This window comes from Flaviramulus sp. BrNp1-15, assembly GCF_022259695.1.
Taxonomy (GTDB): Bacteria; Bacteroidota; Bacteroidia; order Flavobacteriales; family Flavobacteriaceae; genus BrNp1-15.
Genome location: NZ_CP092099.1, coordinates 604450 through 619486 on the forward strand (window position 1 = coordinate 604450; position 15037 = coordinate 619486).

The window sequence follows — 15037 nt, forward strand, 5'->3', positions numbered from 1 at the left end:
TTCTTAATGTTAATTTATCTATTGTTACTTTTGGCTACATCTATGCAAACCAAAAAAACATATACACTACAAGAAGCTACCAAAAAACTGGAGCATTTTTGTGCGTATCAAGAACGTTGCCATCAAGAGGTTAGACAAAAGCTAGTGGGTATGAATATGATTCCAGAAGCTATAGATGTAATTATAGTACACCTATTAGAGCATAACTTTCTTAATGAAGAACGTTTTGCCAAAACATTTGTAAGCGGTAAGTTTAAAATCAAGCATTGGGGGCGCCATCGATTAACTTATGAACTTAAGAAAAAAGACATATCCAAAGTTAATATAAATCAGGCACTTACAGAAATTGAAGATGGGGAGTATATCGAGGTTTTCAATGATTTAGCCGAAAAAAAAGCCAATTCTATTAGAGAAAACAACAAATTTAAGAAAAGAAAAAAGTTTATTGATTACTTTTTGTATCGTGGTTGGGAGTCGCATTTAGTATACGAAAAAGCCAACGAATTGATTAAATAATCACAAAAAACAGGCTGTTTAAAAAGTATTTTGAACTGATTTGTCTTGTTGAGCTTGTCGAAACAGATATTAATTTTCCGATAAAACGAAATATTTCGACTAGCTCAATATGACTTCGAATTCACTTTTTAAACAGCCTGTTTAATATGCTATTATTGTGAGTTTTTACAAGTTAAAAGTAGCTCCAAAATTAACCGTAAACTGGTTGTGTAATTTTTCAGCAGGAGTTGGATTATCGTTATATTCTGCAAAAGGTGTGTTTAACTCGGTGTAAATACCAAAACCATCAGTAAAAAAGTAACGCATACCTAAATGCCCACCAAAGTTTTTAAGCCCAACGCTTAAACCAGGGTAAATATCGAAGTTTTCATCAATGTTAACTACGTTTCCTAAGTTAGCATTAAAACGTGCTTTAATATCAAAACGATCTCCAAAATCGGCATCTAAAACTTCATCAACACCTAAAGCGTAGGTAGAAGTAAGCCCTAAAGAAATGTTTTCGCCAACACCAAAATCGTAGCTTACATTTAATCCTGTAGCATTATCTTGAAAATTAGCACCTACTTGAAATTTGTTATCGCCTTTACCTTTAAACGCTTGTGCATTAACAAATGAAACACTTAGTATTGTTACTAGTAAAATTAATTTTTTCATGTTTTTATTTAAAAATTTTAGTGCGCAAATATATTATAATTTTTAAACAAAGAAGTTTTATTTACTTACATTTTTGTGAGTTCGCACTATGGCCTGTTCGTTTTTCCAGTCAATCCATTTTTGGCCTTTTATGCGTCGCATAACATTATCTAAAGAGCGCATAATAAATACGTTATAAACTGCCTTTCCTAAGTTTTTTGGGTTTCTGGCAATGGCACGTAAACTCATAGAAAAACCTGGGGTAACATAGCGCATATAGTGCCAGTAACCTTCTGGCATATATAAAACTTCGCCATGATTAAGTTCTGTTTTAAACCCTTTGGCTTTTTTTAGCATGGGCCATTTTTTAAAATCTGGGTTGTTAAAATCTATATCTTCTCTAGTAATTAAAGAGTGCGGAATTTTATATAAGTAGTCGTTTTGTTTTTGGTCGAACAAAATAATCTGCTTTTGTCCTTCAAAATGAAAATGAAAAATATTAGCTAAATCTATGTCGTAATGCATAAAAGTATACGAGTCGCGACCACCAAAAAATAACATAGGAATACCTTTCATAAGTCGTAATCCAAAATCTGGAAAGGTAAAATCTTTTTGTAGCTGAGGTATTTCTTTTAAAGCATTCCACAAAAAAATACGGTATTTGGTAGGCTCGCGTTTTAGCAAATCTACATAGTCTGCTAATTTCATTTTAGCATGTGGCTCGTTAAAACCGTCTTTGTAATCTACGGGTCTGTCGTCGTATAATGGAATGGTAATATTGCCACCAACAGTTTTCATATACTCCAAATTCCACTTGCTATATGCAGGCCAATCTTCAATAAAACGCTCAATAACCACAGGTTTTTGTGGTTTAAAATAGTGTTTTAAAAAATCCGCTTTAGTAATAGTTTTTACCCGCGGAATGTCTTGTAAGTTTAATGACAAGGCTAAAGAATTTAGTGGCCCAAAGTTAAGAAAACGTTGTGAAATTGAAAATATTATATTTTGGGCGTTACCACAAGGGTCGGGCTATACTTTACAAGTCCTCGTTCGTGCCTCACTGCGGGCTTTTCATTACTATCCCTAACGCAAGGAGTAGCTATAAAAAAAGCCAGATTTTTACATCTAGCCTTTTTTTAAATATTGTGTTTTTATAAAAACTATTTAAAATTATAGCGTAAGCCAAACAATACATTACTTGGAGGCATAGGTACAAAGCCAGCTTCAATATAATCAGCATTAAAAATGTTGTTAGCTGTAAGTGTAAATTCTAGTTGTTTTAGGTTTACGGCTAACGATGCATCCCAAACATTGTAACTGTCGCCTGTAGTACGTTCGGCATGTTTATAAATAATGTTTTGGCTTACATTTTTAAATAATTGTGTGCTTAATCTCGTTGTAAAATGGTGTTTTAAGGTGTTTAACGAATAGCGAGATAAATCTTTGTTTTGATCTAAAATATCATCGTCTAAAAAGTTATAACCAACAGCAAGAGTTTGCTTGTAATTGTTTAAGTTAAAATGATAAGCGATATTAGTCTCAATACCTTTGGTATTTACTTCAGCAATATTTGTAGCAGCGTAAATATCGGTATCAGTATCAGGACGAATAAAATCTATTAAGTTTTTAGAGTTTCGGTTGTAAGCCGCTACCGATCCTGTAAACCTTTCAGAGAAATATTTTAAACCAATTTCTTGCGATAAAGCTTCTTCAACTTCTAAATCTGCGTTTCCAACGGTGCTTGAATCGTTATAATACAAATCTGTATAAGTTGGTATGCGATAGGTATAACCTATGTTTCCGTAGACTTTTAAATCATCGGTTAGTTTTAAACCAACATCTAAACCAGGAAAAGCATAAAATTCAAAATCTGAAAAATAAGTAACAGCCACACCTGGAGTAATATCTAATGTTTCATTTAAAAGCTTAAAACGGTGCTCTAGGAAAAGAGTAGTCATTAACCTATTGTGGTTGCCTAAATTGTTACTTTTTATGTAAACTTTTGCTAAATCTACACCAAAACCAGTAACACCAAGGTTAGATTGTAACGAAGCATTTACTTCGGCACCAATTTTATTACTAATATGTAAGTTTCTGTAAACCGTTGGGTCATTTCGTAAATACACATACATGTCTTGATTACGTTTCCAATATACGCGTGGTTTAACCGTAAGTTTTTCAGAATTAAACGTAGTAGCAAATGCTAAAACACTATTTTGAGTTTCCTCATATTGTTCGGTAGCACTCGCTCTGGCATAAAAACCGTTAGCACCAAATTTACGTTCTTGAAATGTAGAAATCATTTCAATGGCTTGTCTACTTTTGTTAAAAACACTTTTAATAAAGTAGTTGCTGTTATCGTAATCGGTGTTATGACGGTATCCTGCTGAAGTCATTTTATCAACATGTACAATGTGCGATGAGTTTTCTAAATTGGCGCCAACCGTTACACCTGCATTTAGTTGTCCAAACGAACCGGTTTCTAACTTTGCAGAAATGCTATTTTTTAGTTCTTTTTTTGTAACAATATTTATAGCACCGGTAAAAGCATTTTGCCCATAAACTCTTGCCGCAGGACCTTTTATAATTTCTATACGCTCAATTACTTCAATAGGTAAGGCAGCATTCATGGAGTGGTGCCCAGTTTGTGCATCGTCCATTTTTATACCATCAATAAGAAGTAAAGTTTGATCAAAACCACCGCCGCGAATGAATAAATCGGCTTGACTTCCAGCAGTTCCACGACGTCTAATATCTACACCAGCAACTTGCTGTAATAAGTCAGCAAGATTTGTTGCAGCACTTTTTTTAATGTCTTCAGAAGAAATAATATCTATGGTTCTTGAGTTTTCTTTAAAAGGTAAATCTATTCTGGTTGAAGTAATAATAACTTCTCTTAAAGTATCTGTTTTTACAGGTTCTACTTGTGCAGTTATTTGTGTAGTATAAAATAAAATGGTAATTATAAAAGTAAGTTTAATTCTCATAAATAGTAATTTTAAAAACGACGCAAAAGTCGTAACTTTCCGGACGATTAAACTAGTCCAGTTTTAAAATGTTAGATAGTCCGGTTAATAATCTTTTTAAACAATTAATTGATTTTGATAAATCTATATCGAAACCCATCTACATACAGGCTTCACAACAAATTATAAATGCTATACAACGTGGGTATTTAAACAAAGGTACAATTCTACCGGGAACCCGTGTGTTAAGTCAATTATTAAAAATTCACAGAAATACAGCAGTGGCTATCTACGACGAATTAGCCTCACAAGGTTGGGTAGAAATAATACCAAACAAAGGGACATTTGTTTTAGAGCCAGAGCTAAAAACTGCAAAAATTAAGGCAACAGTACAAAAAATAAATCAGGCGTACAAATACTCAAAAACAACAGGCTTTCCTTTTCAAAAATCATTTCATTTAGCATCAACAGTTCAGTTAACAAATGCTAAGTATACTATTAATGATGGAAAACCCGACTTGCGTTTGCACCCAGTACATCAGTTTTCAAGATGGTACAGCGCTGCTATGAAAAGAAAGGCTTTAATAAAAAAATGGAACAGACCAAACGAGCTATCCTATTCTGTATTTCAAACACAACTTTGCAATTATTTAAATGTAACTAGAGGGTTTCATATAAAACCAAACAACTTAATAAGTACACGTAGTACAGAAATGAGTTTATATATTGTATCTCAATTACTTATAAATCAAAACGATGTTGTATTAGTGGGGCATTTAAGTAATTATGCTTCTAATATGATTTTTCAACAAGCGGGCGCAACTATTAGAACAATTCCTGTAGACAACGATGGTTTGAATGTGGAATACATAAAAAAACATTTTTTAAAGCGAAGTATTAGGTGTGTTTACGTGTGTGCTCATAGAGATTATCCAACAACTAGAACACTAAGTGCAGAACGTCGCTTAGAGTTGTTAAAACTTGCTAAAGAATATGGGTTTGCCATTATTGAAGATGATTATGATTACGATTTTCAGTTTGAAGGCTCATCAATGTTGCCTATGGCAAGTGCCGATGCAAATGGTATGGTTATTTATTTAGGAAAACTGGGGCAATCATTATTTCCTAGTTTTCAAACAGGATTTGTAGTTGCACCAGAAAATTTAATTTCTGAAGCTAAGAATTATTTACAGTTATTAGATGAACAAGGCGATTTAATACAAGAGCAAATGCTGTCGGAATTAATTCACGAAGGCGAAATTTATCGTCTCATGAAAAAAAACATTGTAATATATAAACAAAGGCATGATAGTTTATGTAAACATTTAGAAACGTATTTTGGGCATAATATAGTATGGGAAGCGCCTTCTGGTGGGTTAGCGATTTGGATGCAATTTCAACCTAAAATATCCTTAGTAAAATTAGCTGCAGAGGCTGAAAAAAAAGATTTATTTCTACCAAAAACCATTCTTTATCAAGATAAAAACACCTGTGCCATCCGTTTTGGTTTTGGGCATTTAAATGAAGAAGAAATAGAAGTGGTTATAAAAAAGCTAAGACAAGCTTATGATTTGGTATTAAACTCATAATTACAATTTTCACATTTAAATTTGTCTTTAGCGTAAAACGGAAGCGTGCCAGAAATAAAACCGAAAAGAAATGCTATAAAAGACTTAAAATCTGTTATTGTTGAGAATAAATTCACTTTTTCACTTTTACATTTTGGGCATTGTATGGGGTTTCCCTCATCATCTACTGAAAAATTTTGAATAGAATCTAAAATATGTTGAGCTTTTAAAGCATCATGAGATAACACTTTTAATTTAACTCCACCAATAGCATTACTAACAAGCGGATCTGTATCAATAGTAAGGTTGTCCGATAGAAAAACTTGAATACCTTCTGCTTCTAAGCGGCCTTTAATAATTTGTGCTTCAGTTGAATATTGAAATCTTGCTACGGTTTTAAAAGTATCGCTCATAATCACAAAAATAGAAATAACTTTTGAAGATTAGTTTTGTATTTTTGAAATGCTATAAAAAACACTTCATTATGAAAATGCCTTTTTTTATCATCTTTTTTACTATCTCAAGTTTTTGTTTTGCGCAAAACAACCATATTGTTAAAACCGAAGACGGAAGACGTGTATTACTAAAAGCTGATTTCACATGGGAATATATTGATGCTGAATCCACCACTATAAAGGAAGTTACAAAACCAACAGAAAGCGACAATTGCAATTTAGCAGAGGATTTTAAAGAACCTACGTTAGATAAAAAAATACAAAATCAACTTAAAAAGGGTAGAGCTACTATTACACACATAAAAAAGAGAGTTGCTAAAGATTATAATTGCTCTGTAGACGATGTTATTTTGCTGTCTGCTTCAGAGAAAAAATCTAATGGTGTTTATAACTTTTGTGCCAATGGTAAAGCGGTTAAGTATAAGCGTGTTGGGAATAATATTATAAAAAGTAGGAAGCTTTTTTAACATTCAAAATCACTTTTAAATTTATTTTTTCTAGGTCTTTCATGTATCTTTACTGTCATGTATGCCCTAGTAGATTGTAATAACTTTTATGCTTCTTGCGAACGCGTTTTTAACCCTAATTTGCAGAACAAACCCATTGCTATTTTAAGTAATAATGATGGGTGTGTGATATCGCGAAGTGATGAAGCTAAAGCTCTCGGGTTACCTATGGGTGCACCTATTTTTAAATGGGAAGGGTTTTGTAAAGCCAATAATATTAAGGTGTTTTCTTCAAACTACCCACTATATGGAGATATGAGTAGTCGCGTAATGAAAATTTTAGAACAATTTACACCAGATGTTGAGGTTTACAGTATTGATGAAGCTTTTGTTCAATTTAAAGGTTTTGAAAATTATAATTTTAATGATTATGGAAACCTAATGCGTCAACGCATACTAAAATGGACAGGTATTCCCACTTGTGTAGGTCTTGCGCCAACAAAAGCATTGAGCAAAGTAGCCAATAAGATAGCTCGAAAATTTCCAAATGAAACCAAAGGTGTTTATGTGATTGACACTGAGGAAAAACGGATAAAAGCTTTAAAATGGACTAAAATCGAAGATGTTTGGGGTATTGGTAGGCGTTTACAAAAACGATTAAATACTAAAGGATGTAAAACAGCATTCGATTTTACACAACTCTCTGATGATTGGGTACGTAAAACGTTTTCAATTACCGAGTGGAAACTTAAAAAGGACTTGGAAGGCAACTCTAAAATATTGCTAGACGAACCAAAAAATAAACGCGCTATAGCTACAACACGAAGTTTTGAGTATACCTATTCTGATATTGATAACATAAAAGAACGTATCTCTACTTTCGCAACAAGTTGTGCAGAAAAACTCCGTAAACAAGGCTCTTGTTGCCATATGATTTATGTAATGCTAAGTAGCGATAGGCATAAAAAAGATTTAGAACAACACAGAGCGAGTAAAATAATAAGCTTACCATATCCAACAGATTCGTCTTTAATTATAAGTAATGAAGCTGTAAAAGGAATTATTACTATTTTTAAAAGTGGTATAAAATATAAACGTGCAGGTGTAATTATTACAGGTTTAGTACCTAATAATAATTATCAATTAGATATATTTGAACATGAAGACCCAAAGCACAAATCGCTTATGTCTGCTATTGATGGGTTGAATAAAAAATATAAAGATTACAAGATAAAGTTAGGTAATCAAGATTTAAAACGTACCTGGAAAATGAGACAAGAACGATTATCACCAAGGTATACCACAAATATTAACGAAATAATAAAAGTAAAATGCTAATAGGAAACACTAGAAATTTAACCTTTTACACACCAGAGTTTATAGAAAATTCTGGAGCGCTTTTTTTCGATACAGGAATTTCGGCAGGATTTCCTTCACCTGCAGATGATTTTAAACAAGAACGACTGTCGTTAGATGATATGTTGGTTAATAATAAATTAGCAACATTTTATGCACGTGTAAGCGGACAAAGTATGATTGGAGCAGGACTAGATGATAATGATTTATTGGTAATAGATAGAAGTTTAGAGCCAGCGCACAATAAAATTGCAGTATGTTTTTTAGATGGTGAGTTTACGGTAAAACGGTTGCGAGTTGAAAAAGATGGGATATGGTTGCAACCAGAAAATTCAAAATATAAACCTATAAAAATTACAGAAGACAATGACTTTGTAATTTGGGGCATTGTTACCAATGTAATTAAAAAGTTATAACCTTTTCATGAATAGTGTGGTTTATAAAAAAGCTTCTACTAACGAAGAGTTACACCAAATTATTAAACTTCAACACGCTAATATTTCAGCATCAATTTCAGAAGAAGAAAAGCAAAAAGAAGGCTTTGTAACAGTACAGCATAGTCTTACTTTACTTAAAGCAATGAATGATAAGTGCCCTCACATTATTGCGAAAAGTGAAAATAAAGTAGTGGGTTATGCTTTATCTATGGTTAAGAGTTTTAAAGACGAGATAGAAGTTTTAAAACCTATGTTTATTAATATAGAAAAAAATGTACCAGATACTTTAAAATACATAGTTATGGGGCAAATATGTATTGATAAAGCATTTAGAAAAAGAGGTGTCTTTAGAGGGTTATATAGTAAAATGAATGAGGAAATGAAGAAAGATTATGACGCTATTATAACAGAGGTTGATGAAACCAATTTAAGATCATTACATGCACATTATGCAATTGGATTTAAAATCTTATATTCATATCGTTCTAAAAAACAAGATTGGAAAATTTTAAAGTGGGATATCTAATAATTAACTAATAACTATGGCTGAAAATACATTACAATCATCACAACCAAAAAACAATACAGTTATTCCCATTATAATTATTGCGGGATTGTTTTTTATTTTCGGATTTGTAACTTGGATTAATGGAGCATTAATTCCGTTTATGAAAACCATTAATGAATTAACAGATGCGCAATCGTACTTGGTCGCATCTGCATCTTATATTTCTTTTGTGGTTATGGCTCTTCCAGCGTCATATATTATAAATAAAATTGGTTTTAGAAAAAGCATGTCTTTAGGTTTAATAGTTATGGCACTAGGAGCTTTAGTTTTTATACCAGCAGCCGAAGCAAGAACCTATTGGGTTTTTTTAACAGGTATTTTTATTCAAGGAGCGGGTATGACACTTTTACAAACAGCATCAAACCCATATATAACTATTTTAGGACCTATAGAAAGTGCTGCTAAACGTATAGCTATTATGGGAATAGCAAATAAAGTAGCCGGTGCTTTAGGGTCAGTTATTTTTGGAGCCTTATTATTATCTGGAATTGATAAAATAAAAGAACAGTTTGAAGTTGTAGACGATGCTGAAAAAGGACGCTTACTAGATACTATGGCAGATAGTGTTGTTATGCCATATGTTGTTATGGCTATTGTGCTATTCATTTTAGGATTTCTAATACGAAAAGCACCTTTACCACATGTTGAAGAAGCACCTATTGAAGAATCAAAAACAGGTGAAACTGCAAAAACTAGTATTTTTCAATTCCCTCATTTATGGTTAGGCGTTTTAGCATTGTTTTTATACGTTGGAGTTGAGGTTATAGCAGGAGATACTATTATATCCTACGGAATTGCTTTAGATATTCCTGTTGAACAAGCTAAGTTTTTTACCTTATTTACTTTAATGGCTATGGTGGCTACTTATGCTTTAGGTGTATTTTTAATTCCAAAATATATAAGTCAAGCCTTTGCTTTAAAAGCAAGTGCTGTTTTAGGAATTCTTTTATCGTTTTGTATTCTTTTCACAGAAGGGTTCATATCAGTGCTGTTTGTTGCTGCATTGGGAATAGCAAATGCTCTGGTTTGGCCAGCAATTTGGCCTTTAGCTTTAAATGGCTTAGGTAAATTTACTAAAACAGCTTCAGCACTTCTTATAATGGCTATAGCAGGTGGAGCCATAATACCGCCATTGTACGGGGCTTTGGTAGATAATAGAAAAGAACAATTAATAATTGAAGGGGTTAATGAAGTTAGTGCGATGTCTGAAGCTGCTTCTTTTGGATATTGGATTTTATTACCATGCTACCTTATTATTTTATACTATGCTTTCTTCGGGCATAAAATTGGTGTAAAAAATTAGCTGAAATATTTTATAAGTAATGACAAAAAGAATAGAATCTGTTGATATTTTAAGAGGTTTTACCATTGCAGCTATGATTTTGGTAAACACTCCCGGAGATTGGAGTAATGTTTATTCGCCTTTACTTCATGCAAAATGGCATGGATTAACACCAACCGATTTAGTATTCCCTTTCTTTTTATTTATTGTAGGAATCTCTATTTATTTCGCATATAAAAGCAAATCCAATAGTTTATTAACCTATAAAAAAATAGTTATTAGAAGCTTAAAACTTATAGGTTTGGGCTTATTTCTCAATTTGTTTTTGCCTTATGTACCTTTTGTGTCAGATTTTGAAACATTAAGGCTTCCAGGTGTGCTCCAGAGAATAGGTGTTGTTTTTTTAATTTCATCAATATTATATCTTAATTGTAATTGGAAAAGTTTACTTGGTATTTCTATTATTATTTTGGTAGCATATTGGCTATTTCTTGGTTTTATGCCTTTTCCAAACTTAAATGGAATACCCCCTTCTTTTGATAGGGCATCTAATAATTGGGCAAACTATATAGATTTAAATCTTTTAGGGAAGCATATGTGGCAACCAGATTATGACCCAGAAGGTATTATTAGTACACTACCTGCAATTGTTACTTGTTTAATTGGCATTTTAATAGGTAAGCTTTTAGATGGGCTTAAACAAATTAAACAATTGTTTATAGTAGCATTTGGTTTGTTGATTTCCGGCTATATTTTCAGTATTTATTTCCCAATTAACAAAGCTATTTGGAGTAGCAGTTTTGTGTTAGTAACAAGTGGTTGGGGAACTTTGCTCTTGGCTATTATTTACTATCTAATAGACATTAAGAAATATAATTTTGGAAATATATTCAAGTATGTTGGGATGAATGCTATAACTATATATTTTCTGTCTAGCTTTATATCTAAATTCATGTATTTAACAAAAGTTGGAGAAGATAGTAATATTCATTCCTGGCTTTATGAAACCATCTATATACATGGTTTTTTAAGTTTTAAATTGTCATCCCTTTTGTATGCACTTACTGTTGTATTATGTTATTTAGGGCTTGGTTATTATATGTATTTAAAAAGAATATTTATAAAAGTTTAATTAATCTACTTTAGATAAATGAAAAAAAAATGCGAAGCAACTGCTTCGCATTTTTTATATTTTATTTAAAATGAAATTTAATCGGCTAAAACAATAACCTTATTATCTTTCATTTCTATAGTTCCAGAATTTATCTTTAATAAAGTTGTATTCTTGTCTCCTTTAGTAAATTTATCCTGAACTTCTTCATCTAATTCGATGTTGCCTGAAATCTTCACAACACCTTCTTTTAATAAAGATATGATAGGAGCGTGATTATTTAACATTTCAAATTCACCATTTACACCAGGTACAGAAATACTAGTTACTTCTCCACTAAATAATGTTGCTTCTGGTGATACAATTTCTAGATACATAGTTAAACTTGTTTAACTACCCTGAATTTATTTCAAGGTCTTTTTAATTTTTATTCAAGATTCAATTTAAAAGATGCTGAAATAAATTCAGCATTAGCTTCGGCTATGCCTCAGCTAACATTTTGTCTCCAGCTTCAATAGCTTCTTCAATAGTTCCTTTAAGGTTAAAAGCTGCTTCTGGTAAGTGATCTAATTCACCATCCATAATCATGTTAAAACCTTTAATAGTTTCTTTAATATCTACTAATACACCAGGAATTCCAGTAAATTGTTCTGCTACGTGGAATGGTTGAGATAAGAAACGTTGAACACGACGTGCACGTCCTACAGCTAATTTATCTTCTTCAGATAATTCCTCCATACCTAGAATAGCAATAATATCTTGTAACTCTTTATAACGTTGTAATAACTCTTTTACTCTTTGAGCACAGTTATAATGATCTGCACCTAAAATATCAGCAGTTAAAATTCTTGAAGTAGAATCTAATGGATCTACCGCAGGATAAATACCTAACTCAGCAATTTTACGAGATAATACAGTTGTTGCATCTAAGTGAGCAAAGGTTGTAGCAGGAGCAGGGTCAGTTAAATCATCCGCAGGTACGTAAACCGCTTGTACAGATGTAATAGATCCTTTTTTAGTTGATGTAATACGTTCTTGCATCGCACCCATCTCTGTTGCTAATGTTGGTTGGTAACCTACCGCAGAAGGCATACGACCAAGTAATGCAGATACCTCAGAACCAGCTTGTGTAAAACGGAAGATGTTATCTACGAAGAAAAGTACATCTTTTCCTTGCCCATCTCCAGCTCCATCACGGAAATACTCAGCAATAGTTAAACCAGATAATGCTACACGAGCACGTGCTCCAGGAGGCTCATTCATTTGTCCGAATACGAAAGTTGCTTTAGATTCTTTCATTTTAGATTTATCAACTTTAGATAAATCCCATCCGCCGTCTTCCATAGAGTGCATAAAATCATCTCCGTAACGAATAATTCCAGATTCTAACATCTCTCTTAAAAGGTCATTTCCTTCACGAGTTCTTTCACCTACACCAGCAAATACTGATAAACCACCGTGACCTTTTGCAATATTATTAATCAACTCCTGAATTAATACTGTTTTACCTACACCAGCACCACCAAATAAACCAATTTTACCACCTTTTGCATAAGGCTCAATTAAGTCGATTACTTTAATACCTGTAAATAAAACTTCAGTAGACGTTGATAAATCTTCAAATTTAGGTGCTTGACGGTGAATTGGTAATCCAGATTCTCCAGCTTTAGGTAAATCTCCAAGACCATCAATAGCATCTCCAATTACATTAAATAAACGTCCGTAAACATCATCACCAATCGGCATTTGAATAGGAGCACCAGTAGCAGTAACTTCAGTTCCTCTACTTAAACCATCAGACGAATCCATAGCAATAGTACGTACAGTATCTTCACCAATGTGAGATTGTACTTCTAATACTAATAAAGAACCATCAGGTCTTTTAATTTCTAATGAATCATAAATTTTTGGAAGCTCTGAACCAGCAGCGAATTCAACATCGATAACCGGACCTACTATTTGTGCAACTTTACCTGTAACTTTAGACATTACTTATATGTTTAATATTATGCGATTTAATTGTATGAAAACACTTTTAGTTTTCGCGTGCAAAGATATATTTTTTAATTTAAAATGAAAGTTGTTTTTTAAGCTTTTTTCCAATAAAAAAACGCCCTCTTGATGAAGGCGTTTTGAAATAATGTTTTAATATAAATTTATTGTAATGAAGGCGAGTAATTAGTTGGATAATTACCAATGTTAACTAAATTCCCTGAAGCTTCAAAGTTTGAACCGTATGCAGCATCAATGGCTTTCATAAATTCGTTAGCTATTAAGGCATAACCTCTTGCTGTTGGATGAACACCATCTAATGAAAACGCTCCACCAGTTACTAAACTTGAAGTTAATGTGTAATCTCCATCTGTAAATCCTCCTGCATCTAATTGTTGCATTAACATATTAGCATCAACAAAAGCTAATCCTGCTGAAGATGCTGCAGCTTGAATGGTTGCGTTAAAAGCATCTGTAGCTGTTTTAATTTCTTCTTGTTCTTCTGGAGTTAAAACCCATTTATCTGCTAAAGGAACAGCAACTCCGTTTACTGTTAAAGGATTTCCAGGTACAGCTTCTGTTCCAATAAAGTTAGATGAAGGTAAAACTAGCAAATCATTTGCTGTAGCTTGACGAATTTTAGGAAGACCTGCAAATGCTGGGTTAATAGCACCTAAATCTGTTAAACTCTCATCTTCAATAACAACAGCATTACCTTCACCAGCAGAAAAGGTAATCATTCTTAAATCTGCCTCTTCTTGAGTAAATAAACCTGTTCCTGCTAAAGCTCCTAAAGCTGCTTGAATACCGCCATTATAAGCAGCATATGCTTGATTCACAGCTCCAGCTGTGGCTTCATCTAAAGGAATTGGATTATGAGGTACTGTAGTAAAATGTGGAATTGTTGTTACGTAAGGAATGTTCGCAACGATACCTTGAGCACCACCACTTGTAAGCGTAGCGATTAAAGCACCATAAGTTTGATCGAAACCAACTCCTGGAGGGCCATCTGAAGGTGTTATTGAGCTTGTAGTAGCATCTCCACCAGATAAAGCATAACCTAGTACATCGTTATTACCTATCCATAGAGAAAAGAATGTTGGCGATTGCGCCATAGCATCACCTAAAACTGTAGCATCAGGAGCAGAAGCCATTCTTACAAAATAAGGGTTTGCTGTTGGTACAGGAAGAGCTAAATTTGCTGGGTTTCCATAACCATCATACAACAGGTGAAAACTTGCGGCTCCTGGGATTCCCATATTATTATGACTTCCTACATTAGCAAATGTTTCTGTTGACGAGGCTGCAGGTAAAACAGCAGGTCCAGAACCATTAAAATAAAGTCTTGGTCCAAATCTTGCATTAACTGCACCTCCAAAAAGTAATCCGCCTACATTATCACTCATCAATGGTTGAGAAAAATCTCCTCCGCCTGCCAAGGCAAATTTTTGTGCTAAAATGTTTGGTAAAGAATTTTCTTGAGCTGCAATAAATAAAGCATTATCTGTGAAACCAGAAGTTAACGAGTTTCCTAAAGAAACATAAGTTGAGAAATCTGCTGAACCTGAATTTAATTCTGGTAATACTTCAACTTCAACTAGAGCGTTGTTGTCTTCCAAAACATCTTCAATTTCATTACAAGATGTAAACCCTATTAAGATTGCAATTAATGCAACGTATTTTATATCTATAATATTCTTTTTCATT

15 protein-coding genes are annotated in these 15037 nt (G+C 33.0%); 8 read left to right on the forward strand and 7 right to left on the reverse strand.

Annotation, left to right across the window (positions count from 1 at the left end; translation table 11 throughout):
* The first annotated feature begins 42 nt into the window (after positions 1-42).
* A complete protein-coding gene (locus MBM09_RS02670; protein ID WP_238676360.1) occupies positions 43-516 on the forward strand; it encodes a regulatory protein RecX in 474 nt (157 codons plus the stop codon).
* Positions 517-681: 165 nt separating this feature from the next.
* On the opposite strand, the gene MBM09_RS02675 is transcribed toward MBM09_RS02670, so the two are convergent.
* The 3 genes from MBM09_RS02675 to MBM09_RS02685 all read right to left on the reverse strand — a co-directional run bounded on the left by MBM09_RS02675 (position 682) and on the right by MBM09_RS02685 (position 4136).
* Entirely contained in the window at positions 682-1170 is a 489-nt protein-coding gene (locus MBM09_RS02675) for a DUF6646 family protein (protein WP_238675308.1), read from the reverse strand.
* A gap of 57 nt (positions 1171-1227) precedes the next feature.
* Positions 1228-2094, reverse strand: coding sequence for a cupin-like domain-containing protein (locus MBM09_RS02680; RefSeq protein ID WP_238675309.1), 867 nt, complete (start codon positions 2092-2094; stop codon positions 1228-1230).
* Positions 2095-2309: 215 nt separating this feature from the next.
* Positions 2310-4136 carry a TonB-dependent siderophore receptor gene (locus MBM09_RS02685; RefSeq protein ID WP_238675310.1) on the reverse strand — a complete coding sequence of 609 codons (1827 nt, stop codon included), beginning with the start codon at positions 4134-4136 and terminating at the stop codon, positions 2310-2312.
* A 68-nt stretch (positions 4137-4204) separates the two neighbouring features.
* Here MBM09_RS02685 and MBM09_RS02690 point away from each other — a divergent pair, with 68 nt between their 5' ends.
* Positions 4205-5704, forward strand: a complete 1500-nt coding sequence (locus MBM09_RS02690; protein ID WP_238675311.1) for a PLP-dependent aminotransferase family protein — start codon at positions 4205-4207, stop codon at positions 5702-5704.
* Here MBM09_RS02690 and MBM09_RS02695 read toward each other — a convergent pair.
* On the reverse strand, positions 5680-6096 hold the full coding sequence (locus MBM09_RS02695) for a DUF2007 domain-containing protein (RefSeq protein ID WP_238675312.1): 417 nt from the start codon (positions 6094-6096) through the stop codon (positions 5680-5682). The two genes, MBM09_RS02690 and MBM09_RS02695, sit on opposite strands and share 25 nt — an antisense overlap.
* Before the next feature lie 71 nt (positions 6097-6167).
* On the opposite strand from MBM09_RS02695, the gene MBM09_RS02700 reads away from it, so the two are divergent.
* From MBM09_RS02700 to MBM09_RS02725, 6 genes are read left to right on the forward strand one after another with little or no spacing between them, the layout of a single operon-like run.
* Entirely contained in the window at positions 6168-6605 is a 438-nt protein-coding gene (locus tag MBM09_RS02700) for a DUF3157 family protein (RefSeq protein ID WP_238675313.1), read from the forward strand.
* Positions 6606-6662: 57 nt separating this feature from the next.
* A complete protein-coding gene (locus tag MBM09_RS02705; RefSeq protein WP_238675314.1) occupies positions 6663-7922 on the forward strand; it encodes a Y-family DNA polymerase in 1260 nt (419 codons plus the stop codon).
* The gene (locus MBM09_RS02710) at positions 7916-8356 is read left to right on the forward strand and encodes a LexA family transcriptional regulator (protein WP_238675315.1); all 441 of its coding nucleotides are present in this window, start codon (positions 7916-7918) and stop codon (positions 8354-8356) included. Before MBM09_RS02705 ends, MBM09_RS02710 begins: the two co-directional genes overlap by 7 nt.
* A 7-nt stretch (positions 8357-8363) precedes the next feature.
* Positions 8364-8903 (forward strand): GNAT family N-acetyltransferase, encoded by a 540-nt coding sequence (locus tag MBM09_RS02715; RefSeq protein WP_238675316.1) that lies wholly within the window; start codon positions 8364-8366, stop codon positions 8901-8903.
* A 16-nt stretch (positions 8904-8919) separates the two neighbouring features.
* Entirely contained in the window at positions 8920-10248 is a 1329-nt protein-coding gene (locus MBM09_RS02720) for a sugar MFS transporter (protein WP_238675317.1), read from the forward strand.
* Between the two features lie 19 nt (positions 10249-10267).
* Positions 10268-11359 (forward strand): acyltransferase family protein, encoded by a 1092-nt coding sequence (locus tag MBM09_RS02725; RefSeq protein ID WP_238675318.1) that lies wholly within the window; start codon positions 10268-10270, stop codon positions 11357-11359.
* A 77-nt stretch (positions 11360-11436) separates the two neighbouring features.
* On the opposite strand, the gene MBM09_RS02730 is transcribed toward MBM09_RS02725, so the two are convergent.
* The 3 genes from MBM09_RS02730 to MBM09_RS02740 form a co-directional block, all read right to left on the reverse strand.
* A complete protein-coding gene (locus MBM09_RS02730; protein ID WP_238675319.1) occupies positions 11437-11715 on the reverse strand; it encodes a F0F1 ATP synthase subunit epsilon in 279 nt (92 codons plus the stop codon).
* Between the two features lie 103 nt (positions 11716-11818).
* Positions 11819-13327, reverse strand: a complete 1509-nt coding sequence (atpD, locus tag MBM09_RS02735; protein ID WP_238675320.1) for a F0F1 ATP synthase subunit beta — start codon at positions 13325-13327, stop codon at positions 11819-11821.
* A 167-nt stretch (positions 13328-13494) separates the two neighbouring features.
* Positions 13495-15036 carry an SGNH/GDSL hydrolase family protein gene (locus MBM09_RS02740; RefSeq protein WP_238675321.1) on the reverse strand — a complete coding sequence of 514 codons (1542 nt, stop codon included), beginning with the start codon at positions 15034-15036 and terminating at the stop codon, positions 13495-13497.
* Position 15037 lies beyond the last annotated feature (1 nt).

Coding starts and splice junctions, on each gene's coding strand:
- MBM09_RS02670 (WP_238676360.1), top strand. CDS start 43: ATGCAAACCAAAAAAACATATACACTACAAGAAGCTACCAAAAAACTG.
- MBM09_RS02675 (WP_238675308.1), bottom strand. CDS start 1,170: ATGAAAAAATTAATTTTACTAGTAACAATACTAAGTGTTTCATTTGTT.
- MBM09_RS02685 (WP_238675310.1), bottom strand. CDS start 4,136: ATGAGAATTAAACTTACTTTTATAATTACCATTTTATTTTATACTACA.
- MBM09_RS02690 (WP_238675311.1), top strand. CDS start 4,205: ATGTTAGATAGTCCGGTTAATAATCTTTTTAAACAATTAATTGATTTT.
- MBM09_RS02695 (WP_238675312.1), bottom strand. CDS start 6,096: ATGAGCGATACTTTTAAAACCGTAGCAAGATTTCAATATTCAACTGAA.
- MBM09_RS02700 (WP_238675313.1), top strand. CDS start 6,168: ATGAAAATGCCTTTTTTTATCATCTTTTTTACTATCTCAAGTTTTTGT.
- MBM09_RS02705 (WP_238675314.1), top strand. CDS start 6,663: ATGTATGCCCTAGTAGATTGTAATAACTTTTATGCTTCTTGCGAACGC.
- MBM09_RS02710 (WP_238675315.1), top strand. CDS start 7,916: ATGCTAATAGGAAACACTAGAAATTTAACCTTTTACACACCAGAGTTT.
- MBM09_RS02715 (WP_238675316.1), top strand. CDS start 8,364: ATGAATAGTGTGGTTTATAAAAAAGCTTCTACTAACGAAGAGTTACAC.
- MBM09_RS02720 (WP_238675317.1), top strand. CDS start 8,920: ATGGCTGAAAATACATTACAATCATCACAACCAAAAAACAATACAGTT.
- MBM09_RS02725 (WP_238675318.1), top strand. CDS start 10,268: ATGACAAAAAGAATAGAATCTGTTGATATTTTAAGAGGTTTTACCATT.
- MBM09_RS02730 (WP_238675319.1), bottom strand. CDS start 11,715: ATGTATCTAGAAATTGTATCACCAGAAGCAACATTATTTAGTGGAGAA.
- atpD (WP_238675320.1), bottom strand. CDS start 13,327: ATGTCTAAAGTTACAGGTAAAGTTGCACAAATAGTAGGTCCGGTTATC.
- MBM09_RS02740 (WP_238675321.1), bottom strand. CDS start 15,036: ATGAAAAAGAATATTATAGATATAAAATACGTTGCATTAATTGCAATC.